Origin of the sequence: Nocardia sp. NPDC058480, assembly GCF_042720495.1 — a bacterium.
Lineage (GTDB): Bacteria > Actinomycetota > Actinomycetes > Mycobacteriales > Mycobacteriaceae > Nocardia.
Map to the genome: position 1 here is coordinate 190,184 of NZ_JBHXMN010000011.1, position 13,490 is coordinate 203,673.

At 67.7% G+C, this 13,490-nt stretch carries 16 protein-coding genes and 1 pseudogene; 10 read left to right on the plus strand and 7 right to left on the minus strand.

The features are described 5' to 3' along the window. The first annotated feature begins 34 nt into the window (after positions 1-34). Positions 35-481: an SRPBCC domain-containing protein gene (locus ACFWO8_RS24310; RefSeq protein ID WP_378962628.1), complete on the plus strand. Its 447-nt coding sequence runs from the start codon at positions 35-37 to the stop codon at positions 479-481. A gap of 56 nt (positions 482-537) precedes the next feature. After that, a complete protein-coding gene (locus ACFWO8_RS24315) occupies positions 538-975 on the plus strand; it encodes an OsmC family peroxiredoxin (protein ID WP_378962637.1) in 438 nt (145 codons plus the stop codon). Positions 976-1,060: 85 nt separating this feature from the next. Here ACFWO8_RS24315 and ACFWO8_RS24320 read toward each other — a convergent pair whose 3' ends face one another. The 4 genes from ACFWO8_RS24320 to ACFWO8_RS24335 all read right to left on the minus strand — a co-directional run bounded on the left by ACFWO8_RS24320 (position 1,061) and on the right by ACFWO8_RS24335 (position 3,076). Continuing rightward, entirely contained in the window at positions 1,061-1,513 is a 453-nt protein-coding gene (locus tag ACFWO8_RS24320) for a hypothetical protein (RefSeq protein WP_378962645.1), read from the minus strand. 36 nt (positions 1,514-1,549) lie between these two features. Continuing rightward, positions 1,550-2,335: a CbtA family protein gene (locus tag ACFWO8_RS24325; protein WP_378962655.1), complete on the minus strand. Its 786-nt coding sequence runs from the start codon at positions 2,333-2,335 to the stop codon at positions 1,550-1,552. After that, positions 2,326-2,526 (minus strand): CbtB-domain containing protein, encoded by a 201-nt coding sequence (locus ACFWO8_RS24330; protein WP_019044677.1) that lies wholly within the window; start codon positions 2,524-2,526, stop codon positions 2,326-2,328. The genes ACFWO8_RS24325 and ACFWO8_RS24330 overlap by 10 nt, the downstream gene beginning before the upstream one ends. Positions 2,527-2,752: 226 nt before the next feature. Next, positions 2,753-3,076, minus strand: coding sequence for an antibiotic biosynthesis monooxygenase (locus ACFWO8_RS24335; RefSeq protein ID WP_101464713.1), 324 nt, complete (start codon positions 3,074-3,076; stop codon positions 2,753-2,755). A gap of 56 nt (positions 3,077-3,132) precedes the next feature. On the opposite strand from ACFWO8_RS24335, the gene ACFWO8_RS24340 reads away from it, so the two are divergent. Next, positions 3,133-3,876, plus strand: coding sequence for an alpha/beta fold hydrolase (locus ACFWO8_RS24340; RefSeq protein ID WP_378962676.1), 744 nt, complete (start codon positions 3,133-3,135; stop codon positions 3,874-3,876). A 154-nt stretch (positions 3,877-4,030) separates the two neighbouring features. Here ACFWO8_RS24340 and ACFWO8_RS24345 read toward each other — a convergent pair whose 3' ends face one another. Further along, entirely contained in the window at positions 4,031-4,909 is an 879-nt protein-coding gene (locus ACFWO8_RS24345; protein WP_378962680.1) for an A/G-specific adenine glycosylase, read from the minus strand. Positions 4,910-4,999: 90 nt separating this feature from the next. Between ACFWO8_RS24345 and ACFWO8_RS24350 the strand changes: the two genes are divergently transcribed. Next, positions 5,000-5,623, plus strand: a complete 624-nt coding sequence (locus tag ACFWO8_RS24350; RefSeq protein WP_378962688.1) for a carbonic anhydrase — start codon at positions 5,000-5,002, stop codon at positions 5,621-5,623. An 82-nt stretch (positions 5,624-5,705) separates the two neighbouring features. After that, a complete protein-coding gene (locus tag ACFWO8_RS24355) occupies positions 5,706-6,386 on the plus strand; it encodes a hypothetical protein (protein WP_378962691.1) in 681 nt (226 codons plus the stop codon). 154 nt (positions 6,387-6,540) lie between these two features. Here the strand turns inward: ACFWO8_RS24355 and radA are convergent, their stop codons facing one another. Next, positions 6,541-7,941 (minus strand): DNA repair protein RadA, encoded by a 1,401-nt coding sequence (radA, locus tag ACFWO8_RS24360; protein ID WP_378962695.1) that lies wholly within the window; start codon positions 7,939-7,941, stop codon positions 6,541-6,543. Between the two features lie 79 nt (positions 7,942-8,020). Next, entirely contained in the window at positions 8,021-8,722 is a 702-nt protein-coding gene (locus tag ACFWO8_RS24365) for a hypothetical protein (protein WP_378962702.1), read from the minus strand. A 351-nt stretch (positions 8,723-9,073) separates the two neighbouring features. Between ACFWO8_RS24365 and carD the strand changes: the two genes are divergently transcribed. The 5 genes and pseudogenes from carD (at position 9,074) to rlmB (ending at position 13,357) form a co-directional block, all read left to right on the plus strand. Continuing rightward, positions 9,074-9,562, plus strand: coding sequence for an RNA polymerase-binding transcription factor CarD (carD, locus tag ACFWO8_RS24370; RefSeq protein ID WP_019044685.1), 489 nt, complete (start codon positions 9,074-9,076; stop codon positions 9,560-9,562). Positions 9,563-9,574: 12 nt separating this feature from the next. Beyond that, positions 9,575-10,255, plus strand: a pseudogene (ispD, locus tag ACFWO8_RS24375) (2-C-methyl-D-erythritol 4-phosphate cytidylyltransferase); the annotation flags it as partial. Between the two features lie 110 nt (positions 10,256-10,365). Further along, positions 10,366-10,833, plus strand: a complete 468-nt coding sequence (gene ispF, locus ACFWO8_RS24380) for a 2-C-methyl-D-erythritol 2,4-cyclodiphosphate synthase (protein WP_378962714.1) — start codon at positions 10,366-10,368, stop codon at positions 10,831-10,833. 131 nt (positions 10,834-10,964) lie between these two features. Beyond that, on the plus strand, positions 10,965-12,368 hold the full coding sequence (gene cysS, locus ACFWO8_RS24385; RefSeq protein WP_378962718.1) for a cysteine--tRNA ligase: 1,404 nt from the start codon (positions 10,965-10,967) through the stop codon (positions 12,366-12,368). Further along, positions 12,368-13,357 (plus strand): 23S rRNA (guanosine(2251)-2'-O)-methyltransferase RlmB, encoded by a 990-nt coding sequence (gene rlmB / locus ACFWO8_RS24390; protein WP_378962725.1) that lies wholly within the window; start codon positions 12,368-12,370, stop codon positions 13,355-13,357. The genes cysS and rlmB overlap by 1 nt, the downstream gene beginning before the upstream one ends. The last annotated feature ends 133 nt before the right edge of the window (positions 13,358-13,490 follow it).

Here is a 13,490-nt window from a genome sequence, read left to right on the forward strand (position 1 = left end):
AGGATCAGCCGGTCATGACCGGTAAGGTCGGCTGATGGACCAGCCAGTTCGCCCTCCGGACCTGTCCACGCGGCCACATGAGCTCACGGTCGAGCGCGTGATGAAAGCCTCGCCCAGCCTGCTCTACGCGGCCTGGACCCAAGGCATGGACCTGTGGCTGGCCGTCCCCGGATCGGTGCTGATGCGCCCCGCCGTCAACGAGCCCCTCTACTTCGACACCGGCTCGCCGGAAAAACGCAACCCCCATTACGGCCGTATCCTGCTGCTCGAGCCGAACCGGCGCATCGAATTCACCTGGGTCACCGCCGCCACCGACGGTGTCGAAACCGTGGTCGCCGCCGAATTCCTCAAGCAGCCACGCGGCATCCGCCTGCGCCTACGCCACTCCGGTTTCCCCACCGCGGCGATCCGGGATCTGCATCAGCAGGTCTGGCCGGACAAACTCGAGCGTCTCGACGAAATCACCAGCGCCACCGCCTGAGCACCCGAGTAGGTTCGTCATCGCAACGCAAGACAACTCGAACCGAAAGGATCGCAATGCCGACTCGTAGCGCACGCACTCTCTGGTCAGGCGGACTGCAGGATGGGTCCGGGCAGGTCGAACTGGTCAGCTCGGGTGTGGGCAAGTTCGATGTGAGCTTCCCGCGCCGGGCGGCCGAGACGGCCGAGGGCACCAGCCCGGAGGAACTGATCGCGGCGGCGCATTCGTCGTGCTATTCGATGGCGCTCTCGGCGGAGATCGCCAACGCCGGTGGGACACCGGAAGGCCTGGACGTCAACGCCGATGTGACGCTCGCGCCCGACCCGGCCGGTGGTTTCCAGATCAGCAAGATCAAGCTCACCGTGCGCGGGCGTGCGTCGGGCCTTGACGCCGACGGGTTCGCCGCGGCCGCCCTCGCGGCGAAGAACGGTTGCCCGGTCAGCAAGGCGCTCGCCGGGGTGGCCGACATCGAACTGGACGCGGCACTGGCCTGATCAAAACTGGCGTATTCGTGCGATCGGCCGTCGCAGAATCAGAAAACTGATTCCGGACGGCCGTTTTGCACGATTACGCCGGTGCTCACCGCTGGGTGAACCAGCGATGCGCAGCAGGGGTGTACATGGCCGGAATCGCGATGGCGACGGCCAGGATATGCACAGTGCGGCAGCTGGCCAGCACGATCGAACTGTCGGACATGCCGTCGAACAGTGTCGTGTAGTCGTCGGTGGACAACACGACCGCCAGCGGCTCGATGATCAGCGAGACCAGGCCGACCACGCCGATCCCGACGGTGAGCACCGCGCGGGCCACGCGGCTGCCGTTCCACATGTACAGCGCGACCCCGGCGACGGCCAGGTAGATGGCGAGTCGAGGTAGCAAACCCGTGGCGGTGGCGCCGAATTCGTCGCCGCCACGCACAGCGCGCAACAGTCCTTCCGCGACTCCCGCCGCCAGGGCGGTGATGAGTCCGCCGAACGCGACATTCACGGCGCGGGGGCGAGTGCGGGAAACAAGAAAGGCAGTGCCGGTCATGACACCGACACTGCCGTCCTCAGCTGCTCGCAGGGATCACCCTGCGGTAGGAACCTGGTCCACTACCGGAGTGCTACGCCGCGAAGCGAATTCCGTGAGCGCGGCGAACGCCAGCCCCAAACTCACCCACAGGGTGGTGGTTTCGGCCAGCGAGGCCACCCGGAAATTCCACAGCAGGGTGGCGGGGAAGTCGTCGGCCACCTCGTTCACGCCGGGCAGCAGCACGTAGCCGACCGTGGTGACCACGACGAACGCACCCACTCCGGCGATGAGCCGCAGCGTGTCCGACGCGGCGAGCGCGCGGTAGGCCGCGACGGCTGCCGCGACGGCCAGCAGGCCGAGGACGACGGTCGCGACCCACAGCCAGGTGCGGTCGTTGATGGTTTCCGGATCACCGACCGCGGGCGGGTTGGCCGGATACTTGAAGAACGGCACCGCGACGATCGCCGCCCACGCGAGAACCGCCGAGGTCAGCGACAATTGGGGCCCGGACAGGGTGGTGAACCGGCGTGCCACATTCACCGCCGACGCGAACAACGCGCCGAACGCCATGCCTGCCAAGCCGAGCGCGAGGAACTGTCCCGCCTTCTGACCCGACCGGCTGACCAGCGGTTCTTCTTCGCCTCCGTGGGAATGGCCCTGCGGTTGCGCGGCTTCGTGGCCGTGTTCGGCCGGCGCGGCCGCGGCTTCTTCGATAGCGATCGCGGCGTCCACCTGGGGCTCGCCGACGAAGTAGCCCACTGTCGCGGCCAGCAGGCCGGCGATCAGGCCGGCCAGCAGGCCGCGCAACAGCAGGGTCTTGAGTGATCCGATCAGTGGCACGGAACACCCAGCAGGTGACGTCCGTCGTGCATCAGCTCATGCAAGAACATCCCGCTACGCGAGACGGCCCCCTGGTCGAAACCGACCAGGTACAGGGCGAGCAGTGCAAGCAGGACGACACCGACCGTGACGAGCACGGTTGCGAGGGTGTCGAGGCCGGTAGACCGGCTGGGTGAATGCGCGATAGCCATTCGGGTCCTCCTCTAGGGATACGCGTCCCACGGTTGAAGTGTGGTGCGAAGGTGCCGGTGTCTGGCTCTCCGGCACCGGTGACCCGGTACTTGGATACAGTGGCGCGACCGCTCCGGACTCACACCGGAATTACCGCGCACCCTCGCGGATGTTCCCTCGAACTGTGACAGCCGCGAGCCACCCACGTCAATACACGCAACCGCATGTCCAGCGGAAACGCCGCTGTCAGGCCTTCGCGGGCACGTCGAGGACAACCTCGAACTCGAGCAGCGAGGCACCTGTCGATACCGGCTTCGGACGCTCACCGTCGCCACCGTTCCCGGCGTGCGCCGCGCGGGCCGGACCGTCACGCCACGCGGCGAACGATTCCTCCGAATCCCATTGCGTCACCACGAAATACCGGTTGTCGCCGGCCACCGGGCGCAGCAACTGGAAGCCGAGGAAACCGGGGGAGTTCTCCACCGCACCCGCACGCGCGGCGAACCGCTTCTCCAGCTCGGGGCCCGCGCCCTCGGGAACTTCGATCGCATTGATCTTCACAACAGCCATAGGGCTGACAATACGACCGCGCGGGAAACATCCCGCTCTGGGGCACAATCGGCAGGGTGTTGAACGACGAAGGTGGGTCCGGTGTCCCGATCCTGCTGCTGCACGGACTGATGGGGAGTGCGCGGACCTGGGCCGACCAGGTGCCGTGGTTGCGCGGATACGGGCATGTCTATGCCGTGGATGCCGCTGGGCACGGGCGGCCGACACCGGCCGAGCTCACGACGGAGGCGTTCGTGGCCGACCTGGCCGAGCGCACCGCCACGATCACCGAACCGATGGTGATCGTCGGGCATTCGATGGGCGCGATCCACGGTTGGGTGTTCGCGGCGACCTATCCCGAACGGGTGCGGGCGATCGTCGTCGAGGACATCGCCCCCGATTTCACCGGCCGCACCGCCGCCCACTGGGCCGAGCTGATCCACTCCTGGCCACAACCGTTCGCCGACGAGCAGGCGGTGCTCGACTACTTCGGCCCGGTCGCGGGCACCTACTTCCTGCGCGCGTTCACCGCGGCACCGGACGGCTACCGCCTACACGGCGAGGTGGACACCTTCCGCGCGATCTCCGAAGAGTGGGGCACGCGCGACTTCTGGGCCGAGTGGAAGTCGCTGCGGGTGCCCGCGTTGCTCATCGAAGGTGAGCACACCATCACCCCGCCGGGCCAGATGCTGACGATGGCCGAGGTGCATCCCGATGCGGAGTACGTACGCGTCGACGGGGCGGGGCATCTTGTGCACGACGAACAACCCGAGGCATACCGCGAACACGTCGGCCGGTTCCTGCGACGCGTCACGAGCTGAGCCGGTTGGCGCCGGCGGCCCGGCGGCGGTGCTGGTCGACCGGCGAAGGCAGTCGGTTCCTTCGGCCTGAGCCGGTTGGCGGCGGTGCTGGTCGACCGGCGAAGGCAGTTGGTTCCGGACGGGCCGACCTCTCGCCACGTGTCGAGATCCAGGGTTACCCGGCGGCGCTTCCTTCGCCCGCGAGCGCGAACAGTCCGTCATCGGTCTGCTCGATCAGCCCGTCGACCAGCAGCGAGTCCAACGCCCGCGCTCGCTGACCCGGATCGCGGGTCCAGGCCAGGTCGAGGCGAATTCGTTCAACCGGACCCGATGAGTCGCGCAGCACATCGAGGAGCCGCCCACGCGCCTGGCGGTCGGTGCCCTCGTACTTCTGCACCTTGCGCGCGACTTCGGCGGCGGGTTTGCCCGCGGCGACCCAGGCGCAGCTAGGCAGGGGGCAGCGGGCGCAGTCGGGGTTGCGGGCGGTGCAGACCAGGGCGCCCAGTTCCATCAGGGCCGCCGAGAACGTCGCCGCTCGCGGTACCGGAACAGGAAGCAGCGCTTCGGTTTCGGCGAGATCGCGCGACGAGGGGTTGCCAGGCTCGCGGCCGTGCACCGCACGCGCGACAACGCGCCGAACATTGGTGTCCACCACGGGAACTCGCTGGCCGTAGGCGAAACAGGCCACCGCGCGAGCGGTGTACGCGCCGATGCCGGGCAGGCCGAGCAGCACGTCGACATCGGCGGGGACCACGTCACCGTGTTCGGCCGCCAGCACCCGCGCGCACTCGTGCAACCGCAACGCCCGCCGCGGATATCCCAACTTGCCCCACGCCCGCAGCACCTCCGCTTGCGACGACGCTGCCATCGCCGACGGCACCGGCCAGCGCGCCACCCATTCGCGCCAGATCGGCTCCACCCGCACCACCGGCGTCTGCTGCAGCATGATCTCGCTCATCAGGATGTGCCAAGCGGTCGCGTCCCGCTCGCGCCACGGCAGCGCCCGCGCCGTGTCGCCGAACCAGTCGAGCAGGGATTCCGCGTCGATACTCACCGTTCTCGTTTTCTCTCGGTCGGGCGCTCTTTGCCGATGCGTAACGTGGCGGACTCGCTGGTAGCCAAGGGCATGTGCACAATGGTCGGTATGCCTGGTTCTAATCCGATAAGTGCCTGGAAGTCGTTGCGCGAAGGCAACGAGCGTTTCGTCAATGACACGTTGCAGCATCCTAGCCAGGGTGCCGCGGACCGAGCCAAACTCGTCAAGGGCCAAAACCCCCACGCGATCCTGTTCGGCTGCGGTGATTCCCGCGTCGCCGCCGAACTGATCTTCGACCAGGGACTCGGCGACATGTTCGTGGTGCGCACCGCGGGCCACGTCGTGGACAGCTCGGTGCTCGGCTCGATCGAATACGGCGTCGAGGTGCTCAACGTGCCCCTGATCGTGGTCCTCGGTCACGACAGCTGCGGCGCCGTGAAGGCCACCATCGACGCGCTCGACGGCGGCGAGGTGCCCGGTGGGTTCATTCGCAGCCTGGTCGAGCGGGTGACGCCGTCGATCCTGCTCGGACGCCGCGAAGGACTCGACACGGTCGACGAGCTAGAGGCGCGCCACGTGGAGGAGACCAGCAAGCTGCTCATGCAGCGTTCGATGATCATCTCCCAGCGGGTTGCCACTGGTCAGTTGGCTATCGCCTGTGTCACCTACCAGCTCGAAGACGGGCGTGCGCAGTTGCGGCGCACTGTCGGCAACATCGGCGAGGTGGTCTGAACCGCAGGCGCTGACCCGGTTCGGCTTCCGACACGCCGAGGTCATCGAGCATGCCCTTGTGTGCTGCGCTTACCGTTGAGGCGTGCTGGAACCGAATGGACCGCTGTCACCGGAGATCTACTGGCGCCGCCGTGCACTCGCGATCGGTGTCATCGTCGTCGCGCTCGCGATCGTGATCTGGCTCGTCACCATGGTCGCGCGCGGTGGGGACTCGTCCGGGGCCGATAACGCGGCCGCGACTACCACCACCTCGGCGGAGCCGACCGCGAGTGCGTCGGAGACGAGCTCAGCGCCGAGCAGCGCGTCGAGTACGCCCAGCAGTGGGTCGGCCACGCCGAGCACCACCGCGAGCGCCGCCGACCCGGCGGCACAGCCGTGCTCGGATCAGTCGCTGGCGCTGAAGGTGACAGTCGGCCAGCCGACCTATCGCGTGGGCGACCAGCCCGCGTTCGGCACCGTGATCACCAACATCTCGTCCGCGGCGTGCTCGCGCGACCTCGGTGCGGGCCCACAGTTCCTCGTCTACACCCTCGACGGGCAGCGCAGGCTCTGGGCGAGCAACGACTGCAACCCTGACGGCCCGGTGGACCAGAAGACACTGGAGGCCGGTCAACAACTCTCGTACAAGGGCACCTGGTTCGGCACCACCTCGCAGCCGCAGTGCGCGGGCGACCGACTGCAGGTGCCCGCGGGCGCGTACATGGTCGTCGCCCAGCTCGGTGCCGTTCGCAGCGCCGCGGAGCCCTTCAACCTCGCCTCTTGACGCCGTATTCGCGCATGCCGGGGCATTGTGCGGGTGCGCCGTAGGTCACATGTTCGAGATGGGTTGATTTGCAGTGTTCGCAGGATCGGCCACCCCGTCAATGGACATTGGCGGGGAGATAGCTGATGGGCGCTGATTCGGGCGATTGCCGGGGTTATTCCACGGCCACCACCTCGCGGGGTGCGCGGGATTTGCGGAGTTCGGCCAATCGCAGCGCCGAGCGCAGATCCCCGACCTCGTGGATACGCATCGTGCCGGTCTTGGTCTTCTCCGAACCGGGCGGAACGAGAGCCGTGGTGAACCCCAAACGCTCGGCCTCGGCCAGGCGTCTGCCCAGCCCGGTGACCTTGCGAACCTCACCCGCCAGCCCGACCTCGCCGAGGATCACCCAGCCCGCGGGCAGGGCGATATCGGCCTCGGCGGACGCGATGGCCAAGGCGATGGCCAGATCGGCCGTCGGCTCGAGCAGGCGCATGCCGCCGACGGTCGCCGCGTACACATCGTGCTTGCCGAGAAAGACGCGCCCTCGGCTCTGCAGCACCGCGAGCACCATGGCGACGCGGTTGTAGTCCAGCCCGCTCACGGCACGGCGCGGCTGCGGAATCTCGGTCTTGACGGTCAGCCCCTGTACCTCGGCCACCAGCGGCCGTTTGCCGTCCATCGCGACGGTCACCGCGGTGCCGGGGACGGTGTCGGTGCGATGGTGCAGGAATAGCCCGGACGGATCGTCGACGCAGGCGATGCCGTCGTCGTGCAGTTCGAAGCAGCCCACCTCGTCGGCGCTACCGAAGCGGTTCTTGATGCCGCGAACCATCCGCAGCGACGAATTCTTGTCACCCTCGAACTGCAGCACCACGTCCACCAGGTGCTCGAGCGTGCGCGGGCCCGCCACATTCCCGTCCTTGGTGACGTGGCCGACCAGCAGCACCGCGATCCCGGTCGCCTTGGCCAGCGAGGTGAGCGCCGCGGTGACCGCGCGCACCTGGGTGACACCGCCGATCACACCGTCGACCTCCGGCGCCAGCATGGTCTGTACCGAGTCCACCACCAGCAGTGACGGCCGTACCTGCTCCACATGTCCGAGCACGATCGACAGATCTGATTCGGCCGCCAGATATACCCGGTCGTGCACCGCCCCGGTCCGATCGGCCCGCAACCGCACCTGTCCGGCCGACTCCTCGGCGGTGACGTACAGCGCGGTCTCCTCGCGCGCCGCCGCCCACCGGAACGCGACCTCGAGCAACAGCGTCGACTTGCCTACGCCCGGCTCACCCGACAGCAGCACCACCGACCCCGGCACCACACCGCCGCCGAGTACCCGATCGAGCTCGCTCACCCCCGTCGACCGCGCCTGCGTGACCTTGGCGTCGATCTGCGACAGCGGTGCCGCCGCGGTACTCGGCAGCATCGCCCGCCGACCCGGCGCGGCGGTGGACGCCGAGACGGCCACCTCGTTCACCGTGCCCCAGGCACCACAATCAGGGCACTTACCCACCCATTTGGACACCTCGTGCGTGCACGCGGAGCACCGGAAGACTGCTTTGGTCTTGGCCACAGGCGCACCCTACGGACGTGGACCGACACAAAAGAAAAGCCGCCGCGAAGTTCGCGACGGCTCTTCCTTACTGCTGGTCTCAGTGACCGCCGCCCGCACCCTCGGGCGCGGGGCCGGACTTCTCGTTCTCGATGCGCGCGACCGCGGCGGCGTCGACCGGGACGGCCACCTGCACGGTGCCCGCGTCCTTGAAGTTGAAGGTGACGTTGTAGGTGAGGCCGGGCACGATGTCCTTGGCCAGGCCCGTGATCTCGATCGTGGCCGGGTCCGTCACCGGATCGATCGACGGGGTGTCCTGGCCGGCTGCGGCAGTGGTCGGTGCGGCCGTGGTGGTCGGCGCCGCCGTGGTGGTGCCGTGGTGATCGTCGGCCGCGGCGGGCTTGGTCTCGCCCGTGCCGACGACCACGGTCTGCTGGGGCTTCAGCACGAACTTGGCGTCGCCGCCAGGCCCGGTGATCTTGATCTGGCCCAGGTCGGTGCTCACACTGGTCAGCTCGTCGGTGACGGTCTCGCTGGTGTTGATGATCGACAGCGCGATCACCGCCTTGCCGCCCTTGCTGTGCTCGGCGGTGGCCTCGGGGTACACGATGTGCACGTTGCGCAGGGCGATGTCGCCGACATTGGCGTGGTTGCCGTTGATGGCGGCGGCCTGCGACGAGGTCTGGGTGATCTGGCCGGCACTGCAGCCGGTCAGGGCGATACCCGCGGCAGCGGCGAGCGCGGCAACCGTCACCATGCGACGTCGCGCCGACAGGGCGGTCACAGCTTTCAGGGCAGTCACGGTTTGTCCTCCATGTCGACCGGGCTCACTCCGTCCACACGGGGATCGGAGGGTAGTAACTAGGCAGCGTAGTAGTTCACTCCGCGCGGGTGACGTTCGGGCTCGCGACGCGCGGGTGCGGAAGTAACAGTTCGGTGTCTCGAGCCGGTTTGCCGGATCGATGCCGGGTTCCCGATGTGCGATAACCGGTCGCTATGCTGGTGGTTAACCCGTTCTGGCGCAACACAATGCACAACGATTCTCATATGTCAACCCCCGCGATGCCCTCGTTGTGGCCCTGACCTGCACAGTTGATCGCGCCGTTATCGAGTCGCATGTTAAACTGTGAACATCGAAAGGGGCACGGGACACATGATTTTTAAGGTCGGAGACACCGTCGTTTACCCCCACCACGGAGCGGCGCTGATCGAAGCAATCGAGACCCGCACCATCAAGGGTGTGCAGAAAGAGTATCTGGTCCTGAAGGTTGCGCAAGGCGACCTGACCGTTCGGGTTCCCGCAGAGAACGCTGAATACGTCGGCGTCCGTGACGTCGTCGGCCAGGAAGGTCTCGACCGCGTCTTCCAGGTGCTGCGCGCGCCACACACGGAGGAGCCGACCAACTGGTCCCGCCGTTACAAGGCCAACCTCGAGAAACTCGCCTCCGGCGATGTGAACAAGGTGGCCGAAGTGGTTCGTGACCTGTGGCGTCGTGAGCAGGACCGCGGCCTGTCCGCCGGTGAGAAGCGAATGCTCGCCAAGGCTCGTCAGATCCTCGTCGGTGAGCTCGCGCTCGCCGAGGGCACCGACGACGGCAAGGCGGAATCGCTGCTCGACGAGGTCCTCGCCGCGGCTTCCTAGAAATTTGAACAAGTGCGACCTGTCGTAGCACTGGTCCCTGCCGCCGGTCGTGGCGTGCGCCTGGGTGAACCCACCCCGAAGGCGTTCGTTCCGGTCGGCGGCACACCTATGGTCCGGTTGGCCGTCGACGGTCTGATCGCGTCCGGTGCGGTGCACCGGGTTGTCGTGGTCGTGCCCGCCGAACTGGTCGAGGCCGCATCCGCGCTGCTGTCCACCACCACCTCGCTGACCGGCGGTTCGATGCCCCCTGTGCCGGTGCAGGTGGTCGTGGGCGGCGCCGAGCGCACCGATTCGGTGCGCGCGGGCATCGCGGCCGCGCCCGACGCCGCGTTCTACCTCGTGCACGATGCCGCACGCGCGCTCACGCCACCGGAGCTGATCGCGCGGGTGGCCGCCGAGTTGCAAGCGGGAAGCCAGGCCGTGGTCCCCGCGCTGCCCGTTGTCGACACCGTGAAATCGGTCGACGACGCGGGCGTCGTCACCGGCACTCCCGATCGCGCCCACCTGCGCGCCATCCAGACGCCCCAGGGCTTCGACGCGGACCTCCTGCGCCGCGCGTACGCCACCGAGGTCGGCGCCACCGATGACGCGGGCCTTGTCGAACGCCTCGGCGTCGACGTGCGGACCGTCGCCGGAGACCCCCTCGCCTTCAAGATCACGACCCCGTTGGACCTCCGCTTGGCCGAAGCACTGCGCGCCGACTCCCCGGCTGCCGCTGCCGACGCGACGACTGGCCAGGGCGACCGGACGGTCCTGGCCGCTCAGGCCGACTCGGCCGATCACGCTACCGAGGCGGTTGCCCGATGAGAGTCGGAATCGGCAGCGACGTGCACCCCATCGAGCCGGGACGCCCCTGCTGGATGGCCGGTCTGCTGTTCGCCGACGCCGACGGTTGCGCCGGCCACTCCGACGGTGACGTGGCCGCCCACGCCCTCTGCGATGCCCTGCTCTCCGCCGCGGGCCTGGGCGACGTCGGCGCCGTTTTCGGCGTCGGACGCCCCGAATGGGCCGGAGTCACCGGCGCCGCCATGCTCACCGAGGTCCGCAGGCTGCTGGCCGAAGACGGCTTCGAAGTCGTGAACGCCTCGGTGCAGGTCATCGGCAATCGTCCGAAGATCGGCCCCCGCCGCGTCGAGGCGCAAAAGGTACTCGGCGAACTCCTCGACGCCCCGGTCTCGGTGTCGGGCACCACGACGGACGGTCTCGGTCTGACCGGACGCGGCGAGGGTATCGCCGCCATCGCCACCTGTTTGATCGCCGCATGTTCGTAGCCCCGACGGGCCACTGAAACTTTCCTACCCGCAGTGCCTTCTCGCCGATTCGATCAGCCGTTGCATAAACCACGGCGCCACGAACCGGCCGGTCAACCCCACCACAATCCCACCGACTAGGATCGAATGCCGTGACCTTGCGCCTTTTTGACACCGACACGCGGACCATGCGGGAATTCACCCCGCTGGTCCCCGGCCGTGCCTCGGTGTATCTGTGTGGGGCCACCGTGCAGGGGCAGCCCCATATCGGTCACGTGCGCAGTGGCGTCGCCTTCGACGTGCTGCGGCGCTGGCTGCTCGCGCACGACTACGACGTGCTGTTCATCCGCAATGTCACCGATATCGACGACAAGATCCTGAACAAGGCCGCCGAAGCGGGCAGGCCGTGGTGGGAATGGGCCGCGACCCACGAGCGCGCTTTCGACTCCGCCTACGAAACCCTCGGTGTCCTGCCGCCTTCGGCCGAACCGCGCGCCACCGGTCACATCACCCAGATGGTCGGCCTGATGCAGCGTCTGATCGAGCGCGGCCACGCCTACGCCGCCGACGGCGACGTGTATTTCGACGTGATGAGCTGGCCGAATTACGGCGAGCTGTCCGGCCACCGCCTCGACGACGTGCACCAGGGCGAAACCCCGACCCGCGGCAAACGTGATCCCCGCGACTTCACGCTGTGGAAGGCCGCCAAGCCCGGCGAACCGAGCTGGCCTTCGCCGTGGGGTCCCGGTCGCCCCGGCTGGCACCTGGAATGCTCGGCGATGGCCGAGTTCTATCTCGGCCCGGAATTCGATATCCACTGCGGTGGAATGGATTTGATTTTCCCGCACCACGAGAACGAGATCGCCCAGTCCAAAGCGGCAGGCGACGGTTTCGCGCGTTACTGGCTACACAACGGCTGGGTGACGATGGGCGGGGAGAAAATGTCGAAGTCACTCGGCAATGTGCTCTCGGTGCCGAATGTGCTCACCCGGGTGCGCCCGGTAGAATTGCGTTTCTACTTGGGCAGCGCGCATTACCGCTCGATGCTCGAATACTCCGACAAGGCACTCGACGACGCGGTCGCCTCGTATCAGCGCATCGAAGCCTTCGTGCAGCGAGTGCTGGACCGAGCGGGCGAGGTGCCGGTCGGAAAATGGACCGACGGATTCGCCGCCGCGATCGATGACGATCTGGCAATCCCCAAGGCGCTCGCCGAAATCCACCACGTGGTGCACGAGGGCAATCGCGCGCTGGAAGCGGGTGCGGTGGAGACCGCGGCCGAACTGGCCGGTCAAGTGCGGGCGATGCTGGGAATTCTCGGCGTCGACCCGCTCGACGAACACTGGTACACCCCCGCCGACAATTCGGCGGCGATCGACGCGCTCGACGTGCTCATCCGCACGGAGCTGGATCGCCGGGCGAACGCGCGGGCCGAAAAGAATTGGGCAGAAGCCGATGCCGCACGGGATCGGCTCATCGCCGCGGGTATCGAGGTAACCGATACCCCGCAGGGGCCGGAATGGTCGCTGGGCGCATCTAGCGGAAAGGCGAACTGATGGCAGGCAATTCACAGCGACGCGGAGCAGTACGGAAGGGCGGCACCAAGAAGGGGCAGGTCGCCGGTTCCGGTGGCAAGCACCGCCGCGGGCTGGAGGGCCGGGGTGCGACCCCGCCTGCCGTCGCGCGCACCAAGCACCCCGCCGCCAAGCGGGCCCGAGCGGCCGAGAAGGCCAAAGCCAATGCCGCACAGGGCCGTCCGACCGGTAAGTCCGGTGTGCCGCGCGTCGGCCGCAAGTCCGACGAGGGTCCCGAGTTGGTGCTCGGCCGCAATCCCGTGCTCGAGTGTCTGCGCGCCGACGTGCCCGCGACCGCCCTGTACGTGGCGGTCGGCACCGAGAACGACGACCGGCTCTCGGAGAGCGTGCAGCGCGCCGCCGACATGGGCATCTCCATCCTCGAGGTGCCGCGCACCGATCTGGATCGGCTCAGCGCCAATGGTATGCACCAGGGCGTCGCCCTGCAGGTGCCGCCGTACCGCTACGCCCACCCCGACGACCTGATGGACCGGGTGAAGGCCACGGCCGAGCCCGCGCTGCTGGTCGCGCTGGACAACATCACCGACCCGCGCAACCTCGGTGCTGTGATCCGTTCGGTGTCCGCGTTCGGTGGGCAGGGCGTGGTGATCCCGCAGCGTCGCAGCGCGAGTGTCACCGCCGTGGCATGGCGTACCAGTGCGGGTGCCGCCGCCCGGCTGCCTGTCGCGCGGGCTACCAATCTGACTCGCACGCTGAAGGATTGGGCCGCGAACGGCATCCAGATCGTTGGCCTCGATGCCGATGGTGACACCACCCTCGACGATTTCGACGGCAGTGTCCCGACGGTCGTGGTCGTTGGCTCCGAGGGCAAGGGGCTCTCGCGCCTTGTGCGTGAGAACTGTGATTCGATTCTTAGCATCCCGATGGCGGGTCCGGTCGAGTCTTTGAATGCTTCGGTTGCCGCTGGGGTTGTTCTGGCTGATATTGCTCGACAGCGGCGGTTGGGGTGATGCGCGGATTCTGGGTTCGGTAGTCCCAGAGGTTTGAGGCTGTGTTTATTGGCGCGCTGGCGCGCGCGTGTCCGCGGCCCTGAGGGGTCGCCGATCAGGGCTCGAGACTAACGCCTTCGGCGTAGCGCTTTCG

What these genes read in the sequence shown, in the direction of transcription:
- ACFWO8_RS24350 (WP_378962688.1), top strand. Translation starts at nt 5,000, where the DNA reads ATGCCTGGTTCTAATCCGATAAGTGCCTGGAAGTCGTTGCGCGAAGGC.
- ispF (WP_378962714.1), top strand. Translation starts at nt 10,366, where the DNA reads ATGAGAGTCGGAATCGGCAGCGACGTGCACCCCATCGAGCCGGGACGC.
- ACFWO8_RS24330 (WP_019044677.1), bottom strand. Translation starts at nt 2,526, where the DNA reads ATGGCTATCGCGCATTCACCCAGCCGGTCTACCGGCCTCGACACCCTC.
- carD (WP_019044685.1), top strand. Translation starts at nt 9,074, where the DNA reads ATGATTTTTAAGGTCGGAGACACCGTCGTTTACCCCCACCACGGAGCG.
- ACFWO8_RS24335 (WP_101464713.1), bottom strand. Translation starts at nt 3,076, where the DNA reads ATGGCTGTTGTGAAGATCAATGCGATCGAAGTTCCCGAGGGCGCGGGC.
- ACFWO8_RS24320 (WP_378962645.1), bottom strand. Translation starts at nt 1,513, where the DNA reads ATGACCGGCACTGCCTTTCTTGTTTCCCGCACTCGCCCCCGCGCCGTG.
- rlmB (WP_378962725.1), top strand. Translation starts at nt 12,368, where the DNA reads ATGGCAGGCAATTCACAGCGACGCGGAGCAGTACGGAAGGGCGGCACC.
- ACFWO8_RS24315 (WP_378962637.1), top strand. Translation starts at nt 538, where the DNA reads ATGCCGACTCGTAGCGCACGCACTCTCTGGTCAGGCGGACTGCAGGAT.
- ACFWO8_RS24310 (WP_378962628.1), top strand. Translation starts at nt 35, where the DNA reads ATGGACCAGCCAGTTCGCCCTCCGGACCTGTCCACGCGGCCACATGAG.